Annotated in this window: 21 protein-coding genes; 12 read left to right on the top strand and 9 right to left on the bottom strand. The window is 59.8% G+C overall.

The window, feature by feature from the left end; genetic code table 11:
* Window positions 1–24 precede the first annotated feature (24 nt).
* The 3 genes from ACI2I1_RS00500 to ACI2I1_RS00490 all read left to right on the top strand — a co-directional run bounded on the left by ACI2I1_RS00500 (window position 25) and on the right by ACI2I1_RS00490 (window position 4,636).
* Window positions 25–2,241 (top strand): EAL domain-containing protein, encoded by a 2,217-nt coding sequence (locus tag ACI2I1_RS00500; protein WP_404677483.1) that lies wholly within the window; start codon window positions 25–27, stop codon window positions 2,239–2,241.
* Between the two features lie 53 nt (window positions 2,242–2,294).
* A complete protein-coding gene (lepA, locus tag ACI2I1_RS00495) occupies window positions 2,295–4,112 on the top strand; it encodes a translation elongation factor 4 (RefSeq protein WP_224811726.1) in 1,818 nt (605 codons plus the stop codon).
* 197 nt (window positions 4,113–4,309) lie between these two features.
* Complete coding sequence (locus tag ACI2I1_RS00490) at window positions 4,310–4,636, top strand: DUF6481 family protein (RefSeq protein WP_404677482.1); 327 nt, start codon at window positions 4,310–4,312, stop codon at window positions 4,634–4,636.
* A 185-nt stretch (window positions 4,637–4,821) separates the two neighbouring features.
* On the opposite strand, the gene ACI2I1_RS00485 is transcribed toward ACI2I1_RS00490, so the two are convergent.
* Window positions 4,822–5,787, bottom strand: a complete 966-nt coding sequence (locus tag ACI2I1_RS00485; protein ID WP_404677481.1) for a hypothetical protein — start codon at window positions 5,785–5,787, stop codon at window positions 4,822–4,824.
* Between the two features lie 92 nt (window positions 5,788–5,879).
* Here ACI2I1_RS00485 and ACI2I1_RS00480 point away from each other — a divergent pair, with 92 nt between their 5' ends.
* Window positions 5,880–6,563, top strand: a complete 684-nt coding sequence (locus ACI2I1_RS00480) for a hypothetical protein (protein ID WP_404677480.1) — start codon at window positions 5,880–5,882, stop codon at window positions 6,561–6,563.
* A 452-nt stretch (window positions 6,564–7,015) separates the two neighbouring features.
* Here the strand turns inward: ACI2I1_RS00480 and ACI2I1_RS00475 are convergent, their stop codons facing one another.
* The gene (locus ACI2I1_RS00475) at window positions 7,016–7,798 is read right to left on the bottom strand and encodes a hypothetical protein (protein ID WP_404677479.1); all 783 of its coding nucleotides are present in this window, start codon (window positions 7,796–7,798) and stop codon (window positions 7,016–7,018) included.
* A gap of 163 nt (window positions 7,799–7,961) precedes the next feature.
* Window positions 7,962–8,963, bottom strand: a complete 1,002-nt coding sequence (locus ACI2I1_RS00470; RefSeq protein ID WP_404677478.1) for a diguanylate cyclase domain-containing protein — start codon at window positions 8,961–8,963, stop codon at window positions 7,962–7,964.
* Window positions 8,964–9,282: 319 nt separating this feature from the next.
* On the opposite strand from ACI2I1_RS00470, the gene ACI2I1_RS00465 reads away from it, so the two are divergent.
* Window positions 9,283–11,223 (top strand): lipoxygenase family protein, encoded by a 1,941-nt coding sequence (locus tag ACI2I1_RS00465; RefSeq protein WP_404677477.1) that lies wholly within the window; start codon window positions 9,283–9,285, stop codon window positions 11,221–11,223.
* A 63-nt stretch (window positions 11,224–11,286) separates the two neighbouring features.
* Here the strand turns inward: ACI2I1_RS00465 and ACI2I1_RS00460 are convergent, their stop codons facing one another.
* Together ACI2I1_RS00460 and ACI2I1_RS00455 are read right to left on the bottom strand one after the other, a co-directional pair.
* A complete protein-coding gene (locus ACI2I1_RS00460; protein ID WP_404677476.1) occupies window positions 11,287–12,552 on the bottom strand; it encodes a glutamate-5-semialdehyde dehydrogenase in 1,266 nt (421 codons plus the stop codon).
* Between the two features lie 42 nt (window positions 12,553–12,594).
* Window positions 12,595–13,362: a pyrroline-5-carboxylate reductase family protein gene (locus ACI2I1_RS00455; protein ID WP_404678301.1), complete on the bottom strand. Its 768-nt coding sequence runs from the start codon at window positions 13,360–13,362 to the stop codon at window positions 12,595–12,597.
* 229 nt (window positions 13,363–13,591) lie between these two features.
* On the opposite strand from ACI2I1_RS00455, the gene proB reads away from it, so the two are divergent.
* The 7 genes from proB (at window position 13,592) to ACI2I1_RS00420 (ending at window position 23,327) form a co-directional block, all read left to right on the top strand.
* A complete protein-coding gene (gene proB, locus ACI2I1_RS00450; RefSeq protein ID WP_404677475.1) occupies window positions 13,592–14,740 on the top strand; it encodes a glutamate 5-kinase in 1,149 nt (382 codons plus the stop codon).
* A 420-nt stretch (window positions 14,741–15,160) separates the two neighbouring features.
* Window positions 15,161–16,354 carry a Na+/H+ antiporter NhaA gene (gene nhaA / locus ACI2I1_RS00445; RefSeq protein WP_404677474.1) on the top strand — a complete coding sequence of 398 codons (1,194 nt, stop codon included), beginning with the start codon at window positions 15,161–15,163 and terminating at the stop codon, window positions 16,352–16,354.
* A complete protein-coding gene (locus ACI2I1_RS00440) occupies window positions 16,351–17,349 on the top strand; it encodes a TerC family protein (RefSeq protein WP_404677473.1) in 999 nt (332 codons plus the stop codon). The genes nhaA and ACI2I1_RS00440 overlap by 4 nt, the downstream gene beginning before the upstream one ends.
* Before the next feature lie 92 nt (window positions 17,350–17,441).
* Window positions 17,442–18,242, top strand: a complete 801-nt coding sequence (locus tag ACI2I1_RS00435) for an outer membrane protein assembly factor BamD (protein ID WP_221541427.1) — start codon at window positions 17,442–17,444, stop codon at window positions 18,240–18,242.
* Window positions 18,243–18,319: 77 nt separating this feature from the next.
* The gene (gene recN / locus ACI2I1_RS00430) at window positions 18,320–19,984 is read left to right on the top strand and encodes a DNA repair protein RecN (RefSeq protein ID WP_404677472.1); all 1,665 of its coding nucleotides are present in this window, start codon (window positions 18,320–18,322) and stop codon (window positions 19,982–19,984) included.
* 103 nt (window positions 19,985–20,087) lie between these two features.
* Complete coding sequence (gene ligA / locus ACI2I1_RS00425; protein ID WP_404677471.1) at window positions 20,088–22,145, top strand: NAD-dependent DNA ligase LigA; 2,058 nt, start codon at window positions 20,088–20,090, stop codon at window positions 22,143–22,145.
* A 45-nt stretch (window positions 22,146–22,190) separates the two neighbouring features.
* A complete protein-coding gene (locus ACI2I1_RS00420; RefSeq protein ID WP_404677470.1) occupies window positions 22,191–23,327 on the top strand; it encodes a serine hydrolase in 1,137 nt (378 codons plus the stop codon).
* Here ACI2I1_RS00420 and ACI2I1_RS00415 read toward each other — a convergent pair.
* From ACI2I1_RS00415 to ACI2I1_RS00400, 4 genes are read right to left on the bottom strand one after another with little or no spacing between them, the layout of a single operon-like run.
* Entirely contained in the window at window positions 23,293–23,970 is a 678-nt protein-coding gene (locus tag ACI2I1_RS00415; RefSeq protein ID WP_404677469.1) for a DUF2459 domain-containing protein, read from the bottom strand. The two genes, ACI2I1_RS00420 and ACI2I1_RS00415, sit on opposite strands and share 35 nt — an antisense overlap.
* Window positions 23,967–24,869, bottom strand: coding sequence for a 50S ribosomal protein L11 methyltransferase (locus ACI2I1_RS00410; protein WP_404677468.1), 903 nt, complete (start codon window positions 24,867–24,869; stop codon window positions 23,967–23,969). The genes ACI2I1_RS00415 and ACI2I1_RS00410 overlap by 4 nt, the downstream gene beginning before the upstream one ends.
* Window positions 24,866–25,822, bottom strand: a complete 957-nt coding sequence (gene bla, locus ACI2I1_RS00405; RefSeq protein ID WP_404677467.1) for a subclass B3 metallo-beta-lactamase — start codon at window positions 25,820–25,822, stop codon at window positions 24,866–24,868. The genes ACI2I1_RS00410 and bla overlap by 4 nt, the downstream gene beginning before the upstream one ends.
* The gene (locus ACI2I1_RS00400; protein ID WP_404677466.1) at window positions 25,812–26,522 is read right to left on the bottom strand and encodes an SDR family NAD(P)-dependent oxidoreductase; all 711 of its coding nucleotides are present in this window, start codon (window positions 26,520–26,522) and stop codon (window positions 25,812–25,814) included. Before ACI2I1_RS00400 ends, bla begins: the two co-directional genes overlap by 11 nt.
* Window positions 26,523–26,585: the final 63 nt, after the last annotated feature.

The following is a 26,585-nucleotide window of genomic DNA, read 5'->3' as shown; positions in this document are numbered from 1 at the left end:
AATTCGTTGGCAGGGTAAGACCAAATGGGCGCGACGCCCTTCTCCGATTTCTTCAAAGCCCGCAAAACTCCCGCGTCTTCGGAGGTAGAAGAGCGTGTGGATGTAGAAACGCCGCAATTTTCTGCCTCTGACAAACTCGCAATCGTCGAGCAGCTCGAGAATTCGGGCGTCGCATGTTTCTGGGCGACCGATCAAACCGGTATCCTCACCTACCTGAGCCCAGCGATCCATGGCCAGCTCGGCATGAAAGGCGCCACTGCTTTTGAATCGCCTCTTCAACAGGTTTTCGAACCCTTGGAGGGAGATGGAGACAGTCGATCTCTCGGCCTGAAGCTGGGCACGCGAAAAAGCTTTTCGAATCTGTTGGTCGTCGCCGGAGATAAGAGTTCGGACTGCGTTCTTCGAATTAGCGGCAAACCACTTTTCAATGATGAGCAGGTGTTTCTTGGTTTCCGGGGCACGGCGACGGATGTCACCGAAGCATACCGCAGTGAAGAGGAGGCAAGTCGGCTTGCCAAATTCGATTCGCTCACCGGTCTCGCCAATCGTCATCGGATGGAGCAGCGCATCGATTCAACCCTGCAAACCTTTCGCAATGCAAAACGGGCGGCCGCGCTACTCATGCTCGACCTCGATCGGTTTAAGCAAGTCAATGACACGCTTGGGCACGCGGCGGGTGATCAGCTGTTGCAGCAAGTCGCAGAGCGGCTCAATCAGGCCATCGCCGGGCGTGGTGAAATCGGTCGGCTTGGTGGGGACGAGTTTCAGATACTCATTCCCGACATGGACGACCGCGGTGAGCTTGGCGAGATTGCGAAAAAAATCATTCAGATGCTTTCGCAGCCCTACTCGGTGGAGGAGGGACGCTGCGCCATTGGCTGCTCGGTAGGAATTGCGATCGCTCCCTATGACGGGCTCGAACGGGAAGATCTGACCCGGGCTGCAGATCTGGCTCTTTACGCCTCGAAGAACGGCGGGCGTGGTCAATTCCGTTTTTATGCGGCGGATCTCGAGCACGAAGCCCATCTGCGCAGACGGATGGAGGATGATCTGTCCGCTGCAATCGAGGCTGGGAACTTTACCCTGGAATACCAGCCTTGTGTCGACCTCGCTACCAATGCCGTGGTGGCACTGGAAGCACAATACTGCTGGGAGGACGAAGAACGCGGTCGGGTTTCGCAAGAAACCTTCATCCCCGTGGCCGAGGGTAGCCGGCTGATCGTTCCAATCGGGGAATGGGCGCTGCGCAAAGCGTGCGAAGAGGCATGTCAGTGGCCATCGCATTTGCGGCTGTCGATGAACATTTCTCCGGTGCAGTTCGAAGCATCTGGCTTTGTCGAGATGGTCGCCGAGATCTTAGATGAAACTGGCCTGGATCCGGCACGACTGGACCTCGAACTGAATGAGTCTGTCTTGCTCGGTGACAGTAGCAAGGTCGCAGCCGCGCTTGGAGCCTTGTTCAAACTCGGCGTGCGTCTCACGCTCGACCAGTTCGGGACGGGCCTCTCCTCTTTGTCTTACCTTCGCCGAGCGCCTTTCAACTCTCTCAAGCTGGGTGCCAATTTCTTTGAGCCGGTCATGGGCAACGATCTGGGCGACATGGAACTGGTCAAAGCAGTCGTTGCTCTGGCTGGGGCGATGGGCATGGAGACTGTAGCTACCGGCGTCCATGCAATAGAGCTCATGACCGAACTAAGGCGGATCGGTGTCGGCCATGTGCAGGGTTTTGTGTTTTCCGAAGCGGTACCGCAGCAGACTGTTCTGGAGGAGATTGCGCAAGGCGTATGGATCCTCGAACCGACCGATCAGGGCAGCCAGCGCGCAAGCCGGCGAACGGTGTTCCGCAAGGTCGGCTTGATCCACGAGGACCATTACTACGACGTGACGCTTCGCAATCTCTCCCGCTCTGGGGCGATGATCCAGGGGCTTGAGGACGTTCCCACAGGGACGCAGTTCGTGCTCGACTTCGGGCAAGGCCAGCTGGCCGTATGCACGGTGCGGCGGACGATGGGAGATACGCAAGGGGTCGAGTTCGAGCAGGAGATGGTCGACGACGGGGCGGGGGGACTGTGTACGCGCAGCCGAGTAAGCCCCTATGCACTGGCGGCGGCGGGGGCTCCGCTCACCGCGCTTCCGGCTGGCAAGTACAGTCAGGCACCGGAGGCTGCGCCGGGCAGCTATGCGCAGTTCAAGCTTTCGCCCAACGCCCCGAAACAGGGCGGCGGTCCGCAACAGGACTGATCGCGCGCTTTGCTGCTGACAGGGCGATGCGGCGCGGCTAAAGGGCGCGGGCAATGACCGACCTTTCCAAGATCCGCAACTTCTCCATCATCGCCCATATCGACCATGGCAAGTCGACCTTGGCGGACCGGCTGATTCAGTTTTGCGGGGGGCTTACGGATCGCGAGATGTCGGAGCAAGTCCTTGATAACATGGACATCGAGAAGGAGCGCGGCATCACCATCAAGGCGCAGACCGTGCGCCTCAACTACACCGCCAAGGATGGCGAGACCTATGAGCTCAACCTCATGGACACGCCCGGCCATGTCGACTTCGCCTATGAAGTCAGCCGCAGCCTCGCCGCCTGCGAGGGCGCGCTGCTGGTCGTCGACGCCGCGCAAGGCGTCGAGGCGCAGACGCTCGCCAATGTCTACCAGTCGATCGAACACGATCACGAAATCGTCCCGGTCATCAACAAAATCGACCTGCCCGCGGCCGAACCCGACAAGGTAAAGGCCGAAATCGAGGACATTATCGGCCTCGATGCGTCCGACGCCGTACTCACTTCCGCCAAGTCCGGCATCGGGATCGAGGAAACGCTCGAGGCGCTGGTCCAGCGCATTCCCGCCCCCACGGGCGACCGGGACGCGCCGCTGAAGGCCATGCTCGTCGATTCGTGGTACGATCCCTATCTCGGCGTGGTCATCCTCGTGCGGGTCATGGACGGGGTCATCAAGAAGGGCCTCAACGTCAAGTTCATGCAGGGCGGCACCCAGCACCTGATCGACCGCGTCGGCTGCTTCACCCCCAAGCGCACCGATCTGCCCGAACTGGGCCCTGGCGAAATCGGCTTCATCACCGCGCAGATCAAGGAAGTCGAACAGGCCAAGGTCGGCGACACGATCACCACGGTGAAGGGCGGTTCGCAAACCGCGCTGCCGGGCTACAAGGAAGTGCAGCCCGTGGTCTTCTGCGGCCTCTTCCCGGTCGACGCGGCGGATTTCGAAAAGCTGCGCGAAAGCATCGGCAAGCTGCGCCTCAACGATGCCAGCTTCACCTTCGAGGCCGAGAGCAGCGCCGCGCTGGGCTTCGGCTTCCGCGCCGGCTTCCTCGGCCTGCTGCATCTGGAGATCATCCAGGAACGCCTGACCCGCGAATATGATCTGGACCTGATCACCACCGCTCCCTCGGTGGTCTATCGCATCCAGCTGAATAAATCGCGGACCGACCCGGCGCAGGAAATCATGCTGCACAATCCGGCCGACTATCCCGATCCCAGCCGGATCGAACAGATCGACGAACCGTGGATCAAGGCTGTGATCTACACGCCAGACGAATATCTCGGCTCCATCCTGAAGCTGTGCCAGGACCGGCGCGGCATCCAGATCGACCTGACCTATGTCGGCGGCCGCGCACAGGTGACGTATGAGCTGCCGCTTAACGAAGTGGTGTTCGATTTCTACGACCGCCTGAAATCGATCAGCCGCGGCTATGCCAGTTTCGATTACGAACAGATCGGCCTGCGCGAAGGCGATCTGGTGAAGATGAGCATCCTGGTGAACAACGAACCGGTCGATGCGCTGTCGATGATCGTCCACCGCGACGTGGCCGAAAGCCGTGGCCGCGGCATGTGCGAACGATTGAAGGACCTCATCCCGCGCCACCTGTTCAAGGTGCCGATCCAGGCCGCGATCGGCGGGAAGGTCATCGCCCGCGAAACCATCGCCGCCATGCGCAAGGATGTGACCGCCAAATGTTACGGCGGCGACATCAGCCGCAAGAAGAAGCTGCTGGAGAAGCAGAAGAAGGGCAAGGCCCGGATGCGCGAGTACGGCAACGTCTCGATCCCGCAGGAAGCCTTCATCGCAGCGCTGCGCATGGGCGAAGAATAACCCGCATTCCGAAGGTGCGAGAGCATCTTCGGCCACGCCCTTTCCCCGCTTAGGAGGGAGAGGAATTCAAGCATTCCGCAAACAGGCAGGCCGCCTCCTTGCGGATCGACAACAGGCGGGCCGCGCTGCCCGCTTCGGCAAAACCTGCCTTTCCCGCCGGGTAAGACCCGGCCAATCAGAAGAGATAACGCCCCATAATGGCTGGATATAAAGACCCTACGTTCGAAGACCGCGCCGCTCTGGCCCAGAAGGCCCGCGAAAAAGCGCTGAAGAAGCTGGCCAACAAGCCCAGGGTGGATGACGAGACCGTGGCCAAGCGCAAGGCCGCGCAGGAAGCCCGCGAAGCCGAGGCCGCCGAAAAGAGCGCCGCCAAGCGCGCCGCGCGCGAGCAGGCCAAGGCCGAGAAGCTGGCCGCCGACAAAGCCGCCGCTGAGGCCGCTGCCGTGCCGGAGCCGACCGAGGAAGAGCTGAAGGCCGCGCGCGATGCTAAGTATGCGGCACGGAAGGCGCGTAAGAAGCGGTGAGGTTGGGGGAGGGCGAGGGTGTAGCCGTCGGTTGGTGCGGCTGCACCACGTAGTGACCAAGTTTCAAACGTTATAAAAAACAACGGTCTTAAGCGCGCTAGTGCGGCAAAAAAGAGTTCTTACCTATTACGTTAGGTGTAGCTTTTTCTCGTCTTCCTATTCTGGAAGAGGTAAAATTCCAGCTACTATAACTCGAATTGGCTCGCGTGCTCGATCTCTAACCATGTATACTTGCAGATAAACTTGTTCTCTTCCCATTTGCGATAGAAGCATGTCTTGTAGGGATGATTTTTATCTGAGGGAACACTAAAACTAAGAGGCTGCTCAAAATTCCCTAGTCTCACTTTCCCCCAACCAGTCTCTTTGTTGTATTGAATAATATTACCTAGAATAGGAGTTATTTGATCATCCACTTTCGATGAAAGGATCCCCTGCGCCATCGGTTGGTTTAGATAAAGAACATTCGACGGTGTGCCGCTTGAGCGACCATGTATCTTCAAGGTGTCAGCGCTCCGTCGCAAAGCTGTGGCCATTTCAGAAATAAGTGGAGCGGCCATGGAGATGAGCTTCTGCTCTCTCGGTCCGTCAATTTTGGCAACCTGGCCGCTTGCTATTGCCAAGCTGTCCTGTCTTGTTACTTCGCTTATTCGACGTTCTATCAACTCTGATGCTTCTGGAAAAATCGTCCCACGAAGCTCTGGATCGACGATCAAAAGTCTGACGATCTCCTCCAGTCGCTTGCTGTCGTCTGGTGATAGCCGACCAAACCGGTCAGTTATCTCTGGGATAGCATTAAAAAGCGAAATTAAATCATCATCATTAGTCTTCTCAATCACCCGCTCAATTACGTAGGCTAACAAGCTAGACAAACTCATATTCAAAAATGCGTTTTCAGTTTGGCTTTCTACTCTAGAGTTTGGATCGGGCGCGTCGGTATTTATTCGAAAGCTACCTTCAGACTGACTTTCTAAGATTATCCCAAGATTTGAAACGTCGGTAATTTTTTGACGGAAACGCCCTGTACTTCTGAATTGAGCTAACTTCACCAGTAGTCTTGCCGCAGCGTATTGAAATCTGGCTGCTTCATAAAAGTTCATCTGGTGTTGATCAGCAAGAGCGCCGTTGAATTCAAAAACTATTTTCTCGCTCAATTTACGATTTCCCTCTGTTCCCCTGCTCTAGAATTGACACCAAGGATGGCGAAAGCATAGGAAAATCGAAGGAGGCTAATGGGGCAAAAAAGATGGGTGGTCTAACTTTTGGAGCAATTGGCGCGGCACTGATTGCAGCAGTAGTTTCTCTGATCGGCCTCATTCTCGGGAAAGAGCAAAAAACATCAGAATTCCGGCAGGAATGGATAAACAAGCTACGAGAAGAGATAGCAACCTATGTAACAAATGTAAGTGTTATAGCTGATCATCTGAAGTTAGAATTCAAAGATGATACCGAAAAACTTAAGACTTTAGCGCCCTATTATTCGCAAATTAATTCGGCAGCAAACTCGATCAAGCTTCGGCTTAATCCTGAAGAAGACCGTTCTTCGATCGTTCTCAATTTGATGGCTGAGGTCGAGAGTGCTTCTCATGTAGATGCTGATTTCTCCTCTGCGAGAGTTCTAAATCTTGAAGAGAAGTTAATCAGTGAATCACAGATTCTTCTAAAAGAAGAATGGGTTCGCGTAAAAAAGGGCGAAAGAGCGTTTAAATGGGCTAAGTACTCTGCCCTTACTTCAGCAGTGATGCTATTTGGATTTTTAGTATTTGTCGCATTTAAAAATCTTGAGGCATCAGAGGAGGGGAAGGAGCTACAGGCTAGCCATACTGAGCAGGCCGAGTTTACGGATAGTCATCTTCCTTCTCCAAATCCTGATAGCTCGTTGGTTCCGTCGGCAACCACTCCATCGAGAGAAATGGCGCAAGATCAATGACCTTCGGACTTTTTATGCACAAAGATGGGTCGATCTATGACGACATTCCGGAGGTGCATTTCTAGTTTGCCAAAAGCTATATCAGCCGTGCACAGAAAATGGTCGACGATTGGATTGTTTATCGTGCACCGCAAGGTCAATGACCGCGAAAGTGTCGAGGCGATCATTAGCACCACGGGCAAGCTTAAGGTGCCGGAGATCCAGTCCTACGGGCCGCATCCCAAGTCCTTGTCTTGGCATCGAAAGTTTCACGGCTTCGACACATAGCTGAAGCACTCTTTTGGTAGCTTTATCGAGGGCTCGGTTTTTTGTTATGGGCCCTCAGACGCCGGGCGCGACGCGTCCGCGTCGCTTGGCTTCCTCGCATAAGCTCGGACGGCCGGTCGGCCTTGCGGCCCGCTGGTCGCGGGCCGGGTTAGCGCCATTCTGCAAGGCCGATTAGTGGCTGGTCCTCACCCCAAATCCTTCCAGTAGTCCTCGTCCTCGTTCCACTGTTCCAGCTCCTCCTCGACCGAATAGAGGTCTTCCAGCTCGCCGGCGGCCTTCCAGTCGGTGGTGACCAGGTGGGCGAAATGCGTGTCGGCATCGTTTTCCGGCGGGCCGTCCTCGTCGGCGCGCTTGCGGCGGGCGATTTCGGCCAGCTGGGCCTGCATCGCCTCGATCTCCTCCAGGGTCATCTCCACCGGATCGAAATGTTCCACCATGGCGGCGTTCATGTCGTCCTTCTCCGCGCGGCTGAGGGCGGGGGTGGTCATGCTTGCGGGGTGGGAAGAGTTTGACGACCCTGCGTTAAAATAACTCGCGGCAAGGCGTTTGCCGCGTCCGTCGCGCGCGTTCATCCTCAGGCAGAACATCAGCAGGCGATCGTTGCGGATGCGGCGGAAGCCTTTCAGCTTGCCGGCGACGAAGACGGGGCTGAGCTGGCCGTCGATCGCGCGTTCATAGGCGATGTCCTTCAGGCGCTGCACGCCGAGATCGAGCGCGGCCTCCCATGCGCGGCGGAAGCTTTCGGACCCGGGGCGGCGGCGCAGGTAATAGGCGCCCTCGGTGCTCATGTTGACATAGCGCGCGGCGCGGCTGACGCAGCCGGTATCGGCCAGCGCGCCGATGAAGGCCTTCTGGCGCGCGGGCGTCCAGCCATCGTGGCGGAACTTGACCGGCACGGTGTCGAAGGCGGGAATGTCCTCTGCGGGGACGGGGGTGCGGGTTTCGGAAGGGTCCTTGCTGCGGGTCATGCGTGCGTCTCCTGGGCTTGAAAAGCACGGGGCATGGAACGGCAAGGGGCGTGTAGGAAAGCAAATAGGATTCCCTCTGGGGCAATCCTACATCCGAGGAGCTGGTGGGCAGCCGCGGCGGGGGAAATGCGGCGGCTCGGCCCGGCTTAGAGAGGTAAAAAACTCAGGCGGGACGGGGGGATAGCGGGCCGGCGGGCGATTCGCCCCGGGGCAGCGCGCTGCGGTAGGAAATCTCCAGCTCGTCGGCCTGGCAGGACTGGTCGCGGCCGCGGCGCTTGGCTTCGTAAAGCGCATCGTCGGCCCGGCGGTAGAGATTGCGCCAGGCGGGATCGTCTTCCAGCGTGCCCTCGGCAATGCCGATGCTGACCGTCACCCGTTCGCCGTGCGGCATGGTGGCCGCGCGGATCTCGTCCAGCAGGACCTCGGCGGTGGAGCAGGGCAGCGCCTCGCGCGTGCCGAGCAGGGCGAATTCCTCGCCTCCCAGCCGCGCGGCGCTGACATTGTTGCCCGCATGCGCATCGATGATCTGGGCGATTTCCTGCAGCACACTGTCGCCCACGTCATGGCCATGCGTGTCGTTGACTGCCTTGAACCGGTCGATATCGATCAGCAGCAGGCGGGAAGGCCCGTCGTCATCCCCCAGCGCCTCGGCGAAATCGAGCAGGGCGCGGCGGTTGAGCAGGCCGGTTAGCGGATCGGTGAGGGCTAGCGTGTGGTTCTTGCGCTGGAGCAGCAGCAGCTCGACCACCTGCTGGTGATGCATGTTGATCATCCGCCACTGGAACATGCCCGCCAGCGCCAGACTGACCGCCGCCGCCCGGTCGAGCGTGGAGCCGAAGATCAGCAGCAGCGCGGCGATGGGGACGATGTCGATCAGCAGATGCATCGCCGCCGCCGCGCGAATGCTCGCCACGCAATAGGCGGTGGCCAGCGCGCCCATCACGAGGATGACGGGGAAATGCAGCCGCTCCGCCCCGTCTGCGCTCAGCCAGCTGGCGATTGCCCAGGTGGTGCTGATCAACGCGCCGATGAGCGAGGAGAACCAGCTCTCGACGATGAATTTCTCGGCGCGCCAAGGCCGGCCTTCGAAGGATTTTCCGCGCAGGAGAGTGATCAGGCCGGAGATGCAGTAGATCGACATGCCGAGCGGTAATACCCAGCGCACGACCCAGCCGGTGCTTTCCGGCGTTACGAAAATGGCGAGCGGGCACGTGAGCAGCAGCGCGACAAACAGCCAGCGCGCCTACTTGTTCACCTGCTGCGCCGCCGCGATCACGTAATCCGCGCGCACATCCTGCGGCAGATCCGGAATCGCTATTGCGCGGACAATCTTGCCGAGCTTCCCCATAAGCAGACGTTAAACCCCCCGAGGCCCTAACATCTCCCAACGGGCCTACCCTCGTATAACTACGTAGTTGCTAATCTTTGCGTTAACGTTTGTCGAGTACGCATTTCCGCACTTCAGCAAGACAGATGGACCGATAATGCCACAGCAAGCTCCACTTTCTCCATCACTGCCCCAAAATGACACAGCGGCAGAGCAGCAGGCCCGGAAGGAACAACTAGCTGAAAGTCAGGCGCAATATGAATGGACCGATACCGTGCCCGCCGTAGACGGTGTTCCGGTGGTCAAGGTTTTGCCCGAGGCGGAAAAGCCCTCGGTGGAATGGTGGCTGAAGCTGCTGGGTATCGTGATCGAGATGGCAAAAAATGTCGTCGCGGTGGAAACGTCTCTGGTTGAGCAGGGTCTGTCCTCGCTCGATACAGCATTACTCGATGCCGATCGCGCGGTGATTGCGGCGATCGAGAGGGACATTGCGGGACTTGAGGTGAAGCTGGCCGGTGACCTGATCGGGCACAAGGGACTGGCGGCGCTGGCAGGTGATTGCCTGCACATGGTCGAGGCGGAAGTCGTTACTGTGGATCTGCAGAACCACGCGACCAAGCTGAAAGGCATTCTCGAGCTACGCGGTGCAACGATTGCTGCGCTCGGCAAGGAGCGACCGCGGACGCTGGAAAACTATCTCGACCTGTTCAAGACGATCCCGGTTCCTGCAATCGCCTATACTTTCCAGGACGATCTCGAATTCGCGCATCTGCGCGTGGGCGGACCCAACAGCGTACTGATAGAGGCGGTAAGCGCCATTCCGTCAGGCTGCGCCATTACGGCGGAGCAATATGCCGCTGTCGTGGCAGGCGATACGCTGGATGCGGCGCTGGAGGATGGCCGGCTTTTCCAGTGCGATTACGCACCTCTGTCAATCATCGAGCCTGGCCTATGGAATGGCATCGCGAAATATCTGACCTGCCCGGTTGCCCTGTTCGCGGTGCCACCCGGCGGAGACAGTCTGGTGCCTATTGCCATCAACTGCGATCCTTCCAATGCGGCCAGTCCGGTTATGACACCGGCCATGGACAGCGCCCATGAATGGGGTTGGGAAATGGCCAAGCTGGTGGTGCAGGTTGCGGACGGGAATTACCATGAACTCTTCGCGCATCTTGCGCGCACGCATCTGGTGATCGAGGCAATCGCCGTGGCCACCCAGCGCCATCTTGCGCAGCAGCATCCGCTCAACGCATTGCTGGTGCGCCACTTCGAAGGCACGATGTTCATCAACGAGGCGGCTGCAACCAGCCTGATCACGCCCGGTGGCCCGATCGATCATATTTTTGCAGGCACCATTCAGAGCAGCCAGAAGGCGGCTGTGGAGGCCCGGCTCTCCTTCGATTTCGCCAAGGGTATGCTTCCGCTCGACATCGAGGCGCGAGGCGTCGGCGCCGGAACGCCCCTGGCCGTCTATCCCTATCGCGACGATGCCCTGTTGATCTGGGGAGCGATCGAGACTTGGGTGCGCGAATACATCGAGACGTATTATGCCGAGGACGCCGATGTCGTCGGCGACGCGGAGGTCCAGGCGTGGGCAGCAGCGATCGCGGGCAGTGGCAAACTGACAGGCTTTAGCGCACCGCAGACCGTCCAGAGCCTGATCGATCTGTGCACGATGACCATCTTCACTGCGAGCGCGCAGCATGCCGCGGTCAATTTTCCGCAGAAAGACATCATGGAATACGCCCCGGCCGTGACCGGGGCCCTGTGGCAGAGCGTGCCCGATACTCAGGATGGCAATACCAAGCCCCAATGGCTTTCCATGATGCCGCCTGAGGCGCTGGCGCTAGAACAGCTCAAAACGCTCTATCTGCTCGGCTCGCTCTATTATCGTCCGCTGGGAACTTACCGCTCGCCGCAATTTCCCTATCCGCAGTGGTTCCGCGATCCGAAGATCAGCGGTGCGAGCGGGCCGCTGGCCCGCTTTCAGTCGGCGCTGGAACAGGTTGAGGAGCAGATCGTGGCGCGCAACGCGCAGCGGCGGCGACCGTATACCTATCTCCAGCCAAGCCTGATTCCGAGCAGCACCAATATCTGACACGAAAAAGCCGCCGGGCGCGAAGGCTCCGGCGGCTTCTTTGATCGGTTTTGACGGTTCGCCTTACGGGCGTGTCTGCCCGTCGCCGTGGACGAGGTATTTGAAGCTGCAGAGCTGTTCGAGGCCGACAGGGCCGCGAGCATGCATCTTGCCGGTGGCGATGCCGATTTCCGCGCCCATGCCGAATTCGCCGCCATCAGCGAACTGCGTGCTGGCATTGCGCATGACGATCGCGCTGTCGATGCTGGTCATGAATTTCTTCGCCGCAGCGTCGTCTTCCGTCATGATCGCATCGGTGTGATGCGAGGAATGTTCGGACACCCACTCGATCGCTTGGTCGAGGCCATCGACGACTTTAACGCTGGCGATGGGATCAAGGTATTCGGTGTTCCAGTCGGCATCGTCGGCAGGCTTGATGCTATCGTCGATGGCGACCGCTTCCGTGTCACCGCGCAGCTCGCAATCGTTGCCCATGACGGAGGTGAGGCGGGGGATGAAGTCCTTTGCCACGGCCCGATCAACCACGATGCTTTCCGTCGCGCCGCAGACGCCGGTGCGGCGCAGCTTGGCGTTGCGGATGATTTCGGCAGCCTTGTCGAGATCGGCCGCTTCGTGGACGTAGCTATGGCAGTTGCCATCGAGGTGGAGGAGGGTGGGCACGCTTGCCTGGTCGCGGACCAGTTCAACGAGGCCGCGGCCCCCGCGGGGGATCACGAGGTCTACATATTCATCGGCCTTGAGTAGCGCCGCAACGGCTTCACGGTTGGTCGTGCCGACAGTCTGGACTGCATCTTCGGGCAGGCCAGCCGCGTTGAGGCCCTTACGCATGCAATCAACGATTACACGAGTGGAGTGACGGCTTTCGCTGCCACCGCGAAGGATGACGGCGTTGCCGCTCTTCAAACAAAGAGCACTGGCATCTGCGCCGACATTTGGGCGGCTTTCGTAAATCATGCCGATGACACCGATCGGTACGGCAACCCGTTCGATCTTGAGGCCGTTGGGCCGGTCGAAAGTCGCCAGGCTGCGTCCGACGGGATCGGGCAACTCCGCGATTTCTTCGAGTGCAGACGCCATGCCCTCGATGCGATCTTCGGTGAGCCTCAGACGATCGATAAAGCTTTCGGGCTTCTTCCCCTCGACGCTCTTCACGTCCTCGGCATTGGCTTCGAGCAGCTCGGGCGTCTTCTCACGCAGCGCCTTGGCGGCCTCGCGCAATGCAGTGTTCTTTGCGTCGGTGCTCGCGGAAAGCAGGCCTTGGGCGGCTTTGCGGGCGTTCTGGCCCAGCGTGGTGATGTGGATCTGCGTGTCTAGCGTCTGGTCGTTCATAGTCTCTCTCTTCGTCTTGTATCGGAGCGGGAGGCGCTGTCGTCAGCGCAGCTCTACCGCCCGGTCGTAGCAGGCCTGGAGTGTAGCATGCATTCGGTCGGTTAGGCCATTGTCGCCATTAAGGGCGTTGAGGCCGGCGGCTGTGGTACCGCCTTTGCTCGTCACCGAATTGCGTAGGTCTTCGAGGCTTGGGGCGCCTGGTTCGCTGGCCATGGCGATGGCGCCGCCGATAGTGCCGAGGACCATTTCACGGGCCTCTTCTTCGCTGAAGCCTTGTGCCATGGCGGCCTCTGCATAGGCGCGGGCGATCTCGAAGACATAGCCTGGACCCGAGCCTGCCACAGCGGTTACGCGGTCCAGCTTCTCTTCGCTATCGACGGTCACGACCGTGCCGGCCCGTTCCATGAATTCGACAGCGTGGGCCATATGGCCGTCGGCCGTGTGAGGCCCGGCAACGACGCCGCTCACTCCGCGGCCGACCGCCGCAGGAAGGTTGGGCATGACGCGAACCACGGGCTTGTCGCCCATCAATTTCGACAGACGCGCGGCGGAATAGCCTGCGGCAATCGAGATGATGTAACCGTCATCCGCAAGGTTCTCCGCATATCCGGGCATCACATCATCGAACATCTGCGGCTTGACCGCTGCGACAATGCAGTCGAAACGTTCGTCGGCGATTTCGGAACCATCACGCACGAGCGTGACTTTTTCAGGCAGATCGCTGGCCATGGGGTCCACCACGGTTATCGCCTCCGGGCCGGAAACCCATTGCGAAAGTAACGCGGAGCCCATTTTTCCGCAGCCGACAATAAGTATAGAATTGATAATGGTAGAATTCCGTTTCCGCGCTCAAGGCGCTCTGTGTAATTCTTAATTTAGTTCCAAAGTGAAATAACGATCCAATTAAGTCTTCGCTATTTCTTCGAAGAATACTTCCAGCATTTTGCGCATTCGATATTCTTAAAAATCCGGTTGTGCACTGCACCATCCCTATCTACGTTCTGACACAGAAATTTCAAGTTAGAGATATTTTTTAGATATGACCAAGAAACGCAATATTGTTGTCAAGATCGGTTCGGCATTGCTTGCCAATCAGGAACTCCTGACCCCGCGATATGGTTTCCTGCAACGCCTGCTCGAAGATGTCGCCACGCTGCGCGCCGAGGGTAACGATGTCATCATCTGTTCGTCGGGTTCGGTCGCGCTCGGTCTGCGGATCATTGGCGAAACGCCGGAAAGCGCAGGGGTTTCGGACAAGCAGGCGGCTGCCGCTTGCGGCATGCCGCTGCTCCTGAACGCCTATAAGCAGGTTGGCCATGAATTCGGTTTCGAAATCGCGCAGGTCCTTCTGACGCTTGGGGACTTCGAAGATCATCGCCGTTTCCTCAACACCCGCAACACCGTGCATCGGCTGCTGGAATCCGGCGTGATGCCGATCGTCAACGAGAACGATACGATCACGACCGAGGAAATCCGCGTGGGCGACAACGATCGCCTCGCCGCGAAGGTGGCGCAGATGGTCGGTGCGACCGACTTCATTATCCTGACAGGGGTGGACGGTCTGTACGATCGCAACCCGGACGATCCGGATGCCGAGTTCATCCCGGAGGTGAGCGATGTTGGCCCATACATGGCCGCGACCAAGGGTAAGAGCACGCTGGGCACCGGCGGCATGGAAACGAAGCTTCAGGCCGCGAATATGGCGCAGGAAGCCGGCGTGACGACCTGGATCGCGCAGGGCGAGGTGGATCGTCCGCTGTCGACCGTGCTCGACGGCAGCCGCCGGGCGACCAAGGTGCTGCCCAATCCGAACCCGCTGTCGGGCTGGGACAGCTGGATTGCCAATCGCCTACAGATGGCGGGAAGTCTCGTGGTCTCCGAAGCGGTGGCCGATGCGCTGGCGCAGGGAGAGCGGCCGATCCGCCGCGCAGACGTGGTCAGCATGGACGGCGATTTCACACGCGGGGACGTGCTGCACATCTATGACAGCAAGGGGATCGAGCGGGCACGCGGGCTTACCGATTTCACCAGCGAGGAATTGCGTGTGCTGACCCACAATCCCTCCACCGATCCCGAGCAGCTTCTGGGCTACAAGACCCGCGGCGAAATCGTGCGCAGCAACAATCTCGTCATGCTGGAAACCCGCCATTTGCTGTGGGATGCGCCCGACGGGTTTAGTGAAGGCTGAAGCGCAACGAAACACGCCGCGCGCTGGCTGAATCGGCGCGCGGCTTGAATTCCCGTTCAGTTGGGCTATAAGGCTCAACACGGACCGGGCCCCTCTGGCGGGCGCTCTTGCGCACGTGATGTCGGCCGTATCGGACATACCGATGCCAGCTGATAGGCCCGTTTCTTTTTCTTAGCCCGTCCCGCGCCGGTAGTCCGATCGATTTGAAGTTCGATCAGGGAGCGTATGATGACGGCGGAACATTCCATACTGGCATTCGACCGTGGGAGGTCCGTGCGACCGCATCTGCTGTGCGGGTCGGCTGCGCAGTGCAAATCGCTGACGCATGGTGGCTTACCCTTGGGAAAGCCTCCTTGCCTCCTGGCGGGCCGCTGATCGCCCAAGCAAGCTTCACCGCTTCCCTACTATCCGGAGCATATCATGGTCAAAGCCATCACCCCCTTGCTGCGCGACTTCCTGCAAAAGGAAAGCGCCGGCGGCATCGTCCTCATTTTCGCGGCGGCACTTGCGCTTGCGGTGGCCAATTCGCCGCTGGCTGCCAATTATATCGCCCTGCTGGATGTCCCGGTCGTCTTCGCTATCGATAGTTTCGTTATCGACAAGCCCTTGCTGCTGTGGATCAACGACGGTCTCATGGCCGTCTTCTTCTTCCTTGTCGGTCTTGAGGTGAAGCGAGAGGTACTGGAAGGCCAGCTATCCAGCTGGAGCAAAGCCTCGCTACCGCTCGTCGCGGCTCTCGGCGGCATGGCTTTGCCTGCTCTCGTGTTCATCGGTCTCAATCTCGGCACGCCCGACAATATCCAGGGCTGGGCAATCCCGGCCGCGACCGACATCGCCTTCGCGCTTGGCATTCTGTCTTTGCTCGGCCCGCGGGTGCCAGTTGCGTTGAAGGCGCTGCTGCTGGCAATTGCCGTGATCGACGACATCGGCGCCATCGCCATTATCGCCCTGTTTTATTCCGGCGAAATCGACACCGGGATGCTGGCTGCAGCTGCAATGGTCTTCATCGCGATGCTGGCACTGGGCCGCGCGAAGGTCGCCTCGACGATACCCTATGTGTTGCTGGCAATCCTGATGTGGGCATTCGTCCTCAAATCGGGCGTTCACGCGACGTTGGCTGGCGTCGCCGCCGCGCTGACGATACCGCTGGATCGCTCCAGCGATCATGGTCCGCTGGAGCGGATGGAGCATGCGCTTCATCCGTGGGTCGCGTTTCTGGTCATTCCAGTCTTCGGCTTCGCCAATGCCGGCGTTACGCTTGTGGGGCTCGAGCCATCGGCTCTGCTTGATCCTCTGCCGCTCGGCATCGCGCTGGGGCTCCTGATCGGCAAGCAGCTCGGTATCTTCGGGTTCGCCTGGTTGGCCGTAAAAATGAAGCTCGCCAGCCTGCCTAACGATGTGAACTGGCGTCAGATCCACGCTCTATCGCTGCTCGCGGCGATTGGCTTCACGATGAGCCTTTTCATCGGGAATCTCGCATTTACGACTGCGGATCAGATCGATGCCGTGAAACTTGGTGTGCTCGCAGGTTCAACGGTCGCCGCACTGACCGGTTACTTCCTGCTCAAGTCCGCTCTCCCGGCCCTGAACCCAGCTAAGGAGCATCACGCATGACCGACTTCTTCCTTTCAGACTGGCAAGGAACGCCTCTGTGGTTCTGGGCGGCATTCCTTGCGATCGTGATTGTCCTTACCGCGTTCGACCTCGGTGTCCTCCACAAGGAGGACAAGGAGATCGGAATTGCGGAGAGCCTGAAACTATCCGTGTTCTATATCGGGGTCGCCTTGCTGTTCGGTTTCTGGGTCTGGGTCGAGCGTGGGCCTGAAGCGGGCATGCAGTATTATACGGGCTTCTTCATCGAGAAAGCGCTGTCGATCGACAACGTCTTCGTTATTAGTCTGATATTCACCTACTTCTCGATCCCGCCAAAATACCAATACCGCGCGCTTTTGTGGGGTATCATGGCCGTGATCGTGCTGCGCGGCCTCATGATTGCCGGCGGCGCGGCTATTCTGGCGGAAGCTTATTGGGTGCTCTATCTTTTCGCCGCCTTCCTGATCGTGACCGGAATCAAGATGTTCTTTGCCGGGGACGAGCCGATGGATGTGGGCAACAATCCGGCGGTGAAATGGATCAGTCGGCACATGCGCGTCACCCCGGACCTGCACGGGCAGCGCTTCCTCGTGGAGGTAGAGGATGCCAAGACCGGAAAAATGGTGCGTGCCGCTACGCCCCTGCTGCTCGCTCTCGTCGTGATCAATCTCGCTGATCTGGTGTTCGCAGTGGACAGCGTTCCCGCCATTTTCGCGATCACGACGGATACTTTCATTGTGTATACGTCTAATATCTTCGCGATATTGGGATTGCGGGCGCTCTATTTCGCTCTGGCGGCAATGGTCCATCGCTTCCACTATCTGAAATATGCGTTGGCGGCCGTGCTGGTCTTCATCGGTAGCAAGATCTTCGTCTCCGATTTCCTGCTCGACGGTGGCAAGATGCCGCCATGGCTCAGTCTCGGGGTCACGATCGGACTGATCGGCGCAGGGGTGGGCTATTCGCTCTGGAAGACTCGCGGCCAGGAAGAAGCAGACTGGCCCGCCACGCAATGATGCGGCCAGTTGCGGGTGTGTGCGCGGAAGCGGTGAAATCGCCGATAACTTCACTTGGCGTTCAGCGGGGTGCTGGTTATAGGCTCGGCCCTATGAAGACCCAATCGCGCACCACCCGCATGCTCGCCTTCGGCGCACTCGCTGCTGCCACCACACTCACTGCAGCCTGCGGTGGCGGTTCGAACCGGCCCGAAGACACGGCCTATGTCGCGCGCGATGTGGAGACGCTTTACGGTCAGGCCAAGTCGGAACTCGATAGCGGGAAGCCGCAATTGGCCGCTGCGCTGTTCGATGAGGTGGAGCGCCAGCATCCCTATTCGCCTTGGGCCCGCCGTGCCCAGCTGATGAGTGCGTTCAGCTATTATGTCGCTGGCGACTACAACAAGACTGTCGCTTCGGCGCAGCGTTTCCTGTCGATCCACCCGGGTAACAAGGACGCGCCCTATGCCTATTACCTGATCGCGCTCAGCTATTATGAGCAGATCAGCGATGTTCAGCGCGACCAGAAGGTGACCGAGCAGGCGCTGACTGCGCTGCGCGAAGTAAATCGTCGTTTCCCGCAAACTCAGTACGCTGCGGACGCGCGTCTCAAGATCGACCTTGTCCAAGATCATCTGGCCGGCAAGGAAATGGAAATCGGCCGCTATTACCAGCGCTCGGGCCGTTGGATCGCCGCGCAGATCCGGTTCCAGAATGTGGTCGATACCTATCAGACCACAAGCCATGCGCCCGAAGCCCTCTATCGTCTGGTGGAAAGCAGCCTTGCCTTGGGGATCAAGCCGGAGGCGGTAAAATATGCTGCCGTCCTCGGCGCGAATTATCCCGGCAATGAATGGTACGAGAAGGCTTACGAGCTCATTGAGGACAATGCTGCTGGCGTCTCGGCCAGCTGACCGGCGAACGACTATTCACAAGTCGATCATAAGGGGAACAGTGACGCGGCGTTCCGGCTGCGTTACATAGGGTAGCAATGCTGACCCGGCTTTCCATTCGCAATATAGTGCTGATCGAAGCGCTCGATCTCGATTTCGGGCGTGGTCTTGGCGTGCTGACCGGGGAAACCGGGGCGGGCAAGTCCATCCTGCTCGACTCGCTGGGTCTCGTGCTGGGCAACCGCGCCGACAGCGGTCTGGTTCGCGCCGGCGAAGCTAAGGCCAGCGTTTCGGCAAGTTTCGAATTCTCGTCCTTGCCCGAGCAGATCGTCGATGCACTCGACGACGCCGATATCGAGATTGAACCCGGAGAGCCGCTAATCATTCGGCGCCAACTCAAGGCAGATGGCGGCAGCAAGGCCTTCATCAACGATCAGTCGGTCGGCGTGGCCATGCTCCGCGAAATCGCGGGCATCCTCGTCGAACTGCACGGGCAGCATGATGATCGGGGGCTGGTCAATCCGCGCGGTCACCGGGCGCTGCTCGATCGGTTCGCCGGTGCAGGGACCGCGCGGGTGGAACAGGCTTGGGCCAAATGGCGCGAAACCGAGGCCCGGCTTGCGAGCGTGCGCGATGCGCTGGATCAGGCCCGGGAAGATCGTGATCTGCTCCTGTCTCACCTGAGCGAGCTTACGTCCCTTGAACCGCAAGCGGGAGAAGAGGCGCGATTGGCCGAAACGCGTGCCGACATGCAAAAAGGTGAGCGGCTTTCCGGCGATCTGGAAGAGTTGCGTCATCTGTGGGAAGGCTCGGACTCGCCGCTTGCCAGCCTCCGGGTTGCGGCCCGCAAGCTGGACCGGATCGCCGCCGAGCATCCCCTGCTGGCCGAGGCTCTTAGCGCGCTGGATCGTGCTGTGATCGAGGCCGGGGAAGCCGAAGAAAAGCTGGAAGCGGCTGCGGAAGCGCTCGACCATGATCCGGCTGCACTCGAAGCTGCAGAAACGCGATTGTTCGAATTGCGGGCGCTGGCCCGAAAGCACCGCTGCGAGGTCGACGAGCTGCCCGAAGCCATGCGCACGATGCGCAGTCAGCTGGACTCCATCGAAGGAGGTGAAGCTGAGCTGGATGCACTGGAGGCCGCAGCTGTCGAGACCGAGGGCAAATATCGCGCGGAAGCCGAAGCGTTGCACGCAGCGCGCACCGCTGCGGCGCTAAAACTGGATGATGCCGTGGCACGCGAACTGGCGCCGCTCAAGCTCGATGCGGCACGGTTCAAGACTGCGGTAACAGAACTGCCCCAGGACCGCTGGGGACCGCATGGGATGGATAGCGTCGAGTTCCTGATCGCGACCAATCCGGGCGCGGATTTTGCGCCTTTGAACAAGATTGCCAGCGGCGGGGAATTGTCGCGTTTCATCCTTGCCTTGAAGGTTGCCTTGGCGGAGCAGGGCGGGGCGGCCACGGTTATCTTCGACGAGATCGACCGCGGCGTGGGCGGCGCGGTCGCCAGCGCGATCGGCGAACGTCTGGCGCGGCTTGCGTCCGATGGTCAGCTGCTTGCGGTCACGCACAGCCCGCAGGTCGCTGCGCGTGGCCGGACTCACTACATGATCGCCAAGAGTTCGGACGGCACTGTCACCCGGACAAGTGTGGGTCTGCTCGATGAAGCCGGTCGCAAGGAAGAAATCGCTCGAATGCTCTCGGGTGCCGAAGTTACCCCAGAGGCGAGGGCACAGGCGGACCGTCTGCTAGAGGGTGTGTGACACGAATGCTCGGAACTCGCGCGGGCCGAGATGATCCGGGATTAGTGGGCATGTGACCCGCGAGGCTATGGCGAATCTCGCAACGTCTGCTTAGAGCCAAGCCATGGAGATCAGTGAAGCCGAAGCAGCGAACGAGCTGATGCGCCTGGCGCGCTTAATCGCTAAGCACAACAAGCTTTATCATGCAGAGGACGCGCCGCTGATCACGGATCAGGAATATGATGCTCTCGTGCGACGCAATGCCGAGCTGGAAGAGGCGTTTCCCCATCTTGTGCGGGATGATTCCCCATCCCGGGCCGTCGGGCATGAAATAGCTTCTTCTCCGCTATCCAAGGTGACGCACGAGGTTCGCATGATGAGCCTCGACAACGCGTTTTCGCCTGAGGAAGTGGAGGAGTGGATGGCGCGCGTGCGGCGCTTTCTCTCGCTGGACGAGGGTGACGCCATTGCCATTACGGCGGAGGACAAGATCGACGGTCTCTCCTGCTCTCTGCGCTACGAGGGGGGCAAGCTGGTACGCGCTGCCACGCGTGGGGACGGCCAGGTCGGTGAAGATGTCACTCCCAACGTTGCCCACATCGCTGACATCCCACAGGAACTTTCGGGTGCCGATATCCCGGAGGTGTTCGAAATCCGCGGTGAGGTCTACATGGCCAAGTCCGATTTCGAGGCTCTGAATGAGGCGCAGGAAGAAGCGGGCGGCAAGCTCTTTGCCAATCCGCGCAACGCTGCTGCGGGCTCCCTCCGGCAGAAGGATGCCGCCGTAACGGCGAAGCGGCCGCTCAAGTTCTGGGCCCATGGCTGGGGCGCAGCGTCGGCAGTGCCGGGGGCCAGGCAGGAAGAGGTAATACGCAGGATCGAGGGGTGGGGCGTGCCGGTCTCGCCTCTCTTTACATGCGTAAAGGACGTTACGGGAATGCTTGCTCACTATGACAGGATCGCCCGCGATCGTCCTGATCTTCCTTACGAAATCGACGGCGTCGTCTACAAGGTCGATCGGCTCGACTATCAGCAGCGTCTGGGCTTTGTCGCCAAGGCACCGCGCTGGGCCCTGGCGCATAAATTCCCGGCGGAGCGGGCCGAGACGACGTTGGAAGCAATCGATATCCAGGTCGGTCGTACTGGCAAGCTGACCCCCGTAGGTCGCCTTGCGCCAGTGCTGGTGGGCGGCGTCACAGTCACGAATGTCACGCTCCATAACCGCGATGAGATCGAACGGCTCGGAGTCAGGCCGGGCGATCGGGTGGTGGTTCAGCGGGCTGGCGACGTTATTCCACAGGTTGTGGATAATTTGACACGCGACGTCGAGCGCGCGCCATTCGTATTTCCGGACCATTGCCCCGAATGCGGCAGCGAAGCGGTGGCGGAGGAGGGAGAAGTCGATGTGCGTTGCACAGGCGGCCTGATATGTCCGGCGCAACGCACTGAAAGGTTGAAACATTTCGTCAGCCGCGGGGCACTGGATATCGACGGGCTGGGCGAAAAGACCATTGATCAATTCTTCGCCCTGGGATGGCTCGAAAGTCCCGCCGACATCTTTCGTCTCAAGCAACGCCGAGACGCCATTCTCGCGCTTGATGGCTGGCAGGAACGGTCTGTGGAAAAGCTTGTGGACAGTATCGAAGCGAGGCGCTCACCGGATGCGGCAAGCCTGCTTTTCGGTTTGGGCATTCGTCATGTCGGCACCGTGACGGCACGCGATTTGATGAAGCATTTTCACGAGCTTCCTGCCTTGCGCGAGACTGCAGAGAAAGCGCGCGCGGGCGATGAGGGAGCTGCTGCCGCGTTGACTTCGATCGACGGTATAGGCGGTGCTGTCGTCGAAGCCCTCGGCGATTTCTTCCACGAGGACCATAACAAGGCGGTATGGGACGATCTCCTGAGCGAAGTCGATCCGCCCCGCTTCGAAGTTGAGACCCGCGATAGTCCGGTTAACGGCAAAACAGTAGTTTTCACCGGCAAGCTCGAAACCATGAGCAGGGACGAAGCGAAGGCTCAGGCAGAACGGCTTGGGGCTAAGGCCAGCGGATCGGTGAGCGCAAAGACCGACCTGCTGGTGGCGGGGCCGGGGGCTGGCAGCAAGCTGAAAAAAGCGGCCGAGCTGGGCATCGAGGTGATCGATGAGGCAGCTTGGGCCGAAATCGTTGCGAACGCGGGATAATCTTGCGAATTTGGAAACTTACGCCGTGGCCCGTGTTTCTGTGACGTGAACCGTTCTCCCATACTAATCCTCACCGTCCTCATCGTCGGAGCCTTCCTCGTCCTCGCCACAATAGCGAGCACTCCGGGCGAATCCGCCGAGGATTTTCACAAACGCGTGACGCTGGCCGAGCAGAAACCGACGCCGCCTCCGGAACCGGAGCTGACCGAGGCGCAGCTGGCGCTTCAGGAGCAGCTGCGGGATCTGGGCGAGAATTTCAGCGGCGATGTGGGTATCGCCGTGACCGAGGCGGATACGCTCGCAACTATGTCCTATACGGGAAAGAAACGGTTTCCGCAGCAGAGCGTCAGCAAGCTATGGGTGTCTCTGACCGCGCTCGACCTTGCCGACAATGGCGGTCTGGAGCTGAGCGAACCCGTGACACTGCGCGCCGAAGACCTGACGGTTTTCCATCAGCCCATCCGCAATATCGTGCGCGCCCGTGGCTCTTTCGCGACCGATTATGCCGACCTGATAGACCGGGCGATCACACAGAGCGACAATACGGCAAACGACCGTCTGCTGCGCCGTGTCGGAGGTCCGAGTGCAGTGGAAGGCTTCCTGCGGCGCAATCAGCTTGGAGGGGTCCAGTTTGGCACCGACGAGCGGACAAAGCAGAGCGCGATCGCGGGTCTCAAATGGAAACAGGCCTATTCAATCGACAATGCGTTTTACGAAGCGCGCAATCTGGTAGACGAGGAAGACCGGCGACGCGCATTCGAGGCTTACCTCGCCGATCCGATCGATGGTGCCAGCCCCGAAGGCATCACCAGGGCGTTGGCGCGGCTTGCGAGGGGTGACTTGCTGTCGGAAAACTCGACCGATCTCATCATCTCGACGATGCAACGCACGCGCAGCGGGCCGAGGCGACTAAAAGGCGGGGTGCCGGCCGGATGGACCATTGCGCACAAGACTGGCACCGGCCAGTTCTTCGACGGGGTCCAGTCGGGCTACAATGACATCGGGATCCTCACTTCGCCGGACGGCACGAATTATGCGCTTGCAGTGATGATCGGGAGTACCCGGGCCTCCTACGCCGCCCGAATGGAGATGATGCAGAAAGTAACGCGAAGTGTTGCCCGCTATCACGACCGGCGCACGGCTGAGGTCACCGCAGAGACGGATTCTCAATCCACTTCATGACCCCGCCGGGAAAGGGCGTCCAGAGGCCTGTCTTGACGCCTGCCTTTGCCATCATGTCGCTGGTCCACTGATTGCATGTGTTGCCCAGATGATAGGTCCCCGGCGCATCGTAGAAGACATCGTAACGGGCATAGCCGCGCAGCGGCTTGCCATCTCCCGGTCTAGGCGCCTGCCGTTCGATCGCTGCCACCAGTTTCGCATACTGCATTCGCGTGAGGCGTAGAGGGCGGTTCGATGAACCCGGAGCCGGTCGCACGTAATGGGCCACGTGAAGCAGACCATCTCCGCCGAGGGCTGCCCCGACTGCGGTCGACAGGCTGAGATCGGCCCATGTTGGCGTGTTGAGAAAAACTTCCCTTTCGCCCCAGCTCACGGCCACATGAGTATAGGGCTGTGCGCCATCCGGCAGGTCGCTGGATGGGAAAGTGTTTCGCCAGTCCTTCACGTCAGAAACCAGCGGCATGACGATTTCGGTATGGATGCCGTTATCGCCCACCATAATTTCGATGCCTTCGGCAGGCTCGGTCCAAGATCGGTTTCGGGGAATGGAACTGCCGATCCATGCCGCGAAAAGAAACAGCACGATGGCAGAGATGATCGCTCCTATTGCCCAGGCGCCCGCCCGCAGCAGCTTCGCCTTCATTCGATCCGGCTTTTGCGAAGCCACAGGATTGCCCAGTCCCCGTTCGTCACCCTTCGCGCGAGCCGGAAGCCTTGCGCTCTATATGCGGCGCGTACCTCGGCCTCCTGCGTGACGAGGAGACCGGCCAGCAACAGGCTGCCTCCGGGCGTAGTGACACTTGCGAAATCAGGTGCGAGTTCGACCAGCGGACCCGCGAGAATATTGGCGATCAGCAAATCGTAGGGCGCCCGCGCTTGGATCAACTGATCGTGCGTCCCCGGAGCGATCACCATGGTCAGTTCGCCGGGGCCGGGCCCCATCGCGATGCCGTTCGTAGCGCAATTGTCCACGACCACGCCGGCGCAGACCGCGTCGATATCCGAAGCAGTTGCCCGGGCACGAGGCCACAAGTGCATGGCAGCGAAGGCAAGCAGGCCGGTTCCAGTGCCGATGTCTGCATGATTTCGAACCACCAAGCCCTCGCTCTTCATGAGGTCGAGCATGGCAAGACACGCGGCGGTTGTCTTGTGCTGTCCCGTGCCGAATGCCTGGCTGGCTGGAATGATGAAATCGACCAGACTGTCATCGGCGGGATATTCCGGCGTGTGAACATGGAAGCGGCCTGCCCGGATGGGTTCCACGCCTTGCTGGCTAAGAGTTACCCAATCCTGCTCGGCAAGCTTTTCCGCAGACAGTTCGGGGGCGCCCTCAGCGAACAGCGCTTCGACGGCTCTCTTGTCGGAAGCGGTCGGCTTGTGATCGAGCCACACCTCCAAAATCCAGTCATCAGGCCTGTCCTCGGCAATCTCGCGGCCCGAGACGACCAGTTCCTCCGGGAAACCCAAAGCCTCGTCGTGTGCCAGCAGCGCTTCCTGAACGATTTTCTTTCCAGCTTCGCCGGATAGCTTCCACGAGCTCATTCATCAGCCTCCTTAGCCAGACGGGCATCGAGTTTTGCGGACAAGGAGGCAGCGTAAGTCCCGCACTGGCCCGGCGCGCCGAATGTTCCATCCCGAAGGTTTTTCAGCAACTGGCTCGCCGAGGGGTGCGGGGTGACGATGAAATCGCAGGGCAGCAGCCGCACTTTTTCGATGCTGTCGCGAAAGGCGGCAAGATAGGCGGGGTGGTCGCTGAAGCGATAGCCGTCGGAGGAAACCGCCGAGAGGCTGTCGACATAGGCCATTCTGCTACAGGCACGTGGTTCGGAGGCTAGGCTGCAAGAGTTCCACGTCCAGCTCATTGCGCCGGGGGTGTGGCCCGGAGTGGCGTGAGCGGTGAATTCTAGCTCACCCAGCCTGAGAACTTCGCCATCGGAGAGGATTTGTCCCACCTCCACCGGCGTCATGGCCGGGTGATCCATTTCGGCCTGTGGATCATCAGCTGCCGCCAGCCCGCTTTGCAGGACGGCTTCGGCCTGCGGTGAAGAGATGATTTGCGCCCCTGTTGCTTCGGCAAGAGCGGCATGCGCGCCCACGTGATCGAAATGTTCGTGGCTCATCAGGATAAAGCGGACATCGCGTGGATCGAAGCCAAGCCGGCGGATGTTGGCGAGAACCAGCGGTGCAGCTTCGGGCACGCCGGTATCGATCAGGACATGCCCGTCATCGCTGGTGACCAGCACCGCCGAAATGCCGCAGGTGCCGACGTAAAAGCTGTTGCCGATCAGCTGGAACGGCGGGGAAGGCTTGGCCCAATCGTCCCACGCTTCGCATGTGTCGAGAAAGGCCAGGCGCTGTTGCTTCAGATCAACCGGATCTAGAGTGGGTTCTCGGCTGATCGCTGTGGTCATGCCTTCTTCTTCTGCGAGTACAGCGCCCGTGCAGCCAGCCACGCTGATGCCCAGTGCGAGGGAAATGAGATACTTAGCGGACATAGCTCGCCCCGTTAGCATCCAGCGTCGCACCCGTCATGCTCGCTGGCGCGTCGAGTGCGCAGAATTCGATCAGCCGTGCAATCTCTTCCGGCTCGGCCACGCGGCCAAGGGGAATGTCCGCCAGGAGGCCGGGCCCGCCCCGGCTTTCCAGATAATCCCCAGCCATCGCCGTGTCGGTGAAGCCCGGAGTGATCGCGAAGCTCAGAATACCTTGGCCGGCATAGGCCCGCGCGATGCTTTTATGCATCGCCAGCATACCGCCTTTGCTGGCCGCATAATGCCAATGCGCGGGCGAATCGCCGCGGTGTCCTGCGCGACTCGCCACATGGACGATGCGGCCAGTGCAGCCACGTTCCTGCCAGTGGCGGACGGCAAAACGGCTCAGCTGAGCGGATGCGGTGAGATTGATCCGCATCGTATCCTCCCACGCATCGAGCCATTCGATATCTGATCGCTCGATCGGATTGGGATCGAACAGGCCGGCATTGTTCACCAGCACGTCGATCTTGCCGCCAGCCCGGGCGAGGGCGGCGTGCCATAATTCGTGCGGCGCATTTGGTTCGCAGAAATTCGAAGGGACCGTATCTTCGCGGTCGGTACGGGTGGCCTGGCCGATGACCTTGGCGCCGCGCGCTTCGAGTGCCGATTTGGCTGCTGCGCCGATTCCGCGGGAAGAGCCGGTAAGTAGGATGCTTGTCATGCAACCCGCTATTCGGAATTTTGCAGCAGATGTCGAGGCCGTGTGCCTTGCGTGGGCCGTCAT

The sequence above is a fragment of the Qipengyuania sp. NPDC077563 genome (assembly GCF_044901345.1).
GTDB lineage: Bacteria > Pseudomonadota > Alphaproteobacteria > Sphingomonadales > Sphingomonadaceae > Qipengyuania > Qipengyuania aestuarii.
Note: the sequence above shows the minus strand (reverse complement) of the source record. Positions and strands in the feature narration are given on the sequence as shown.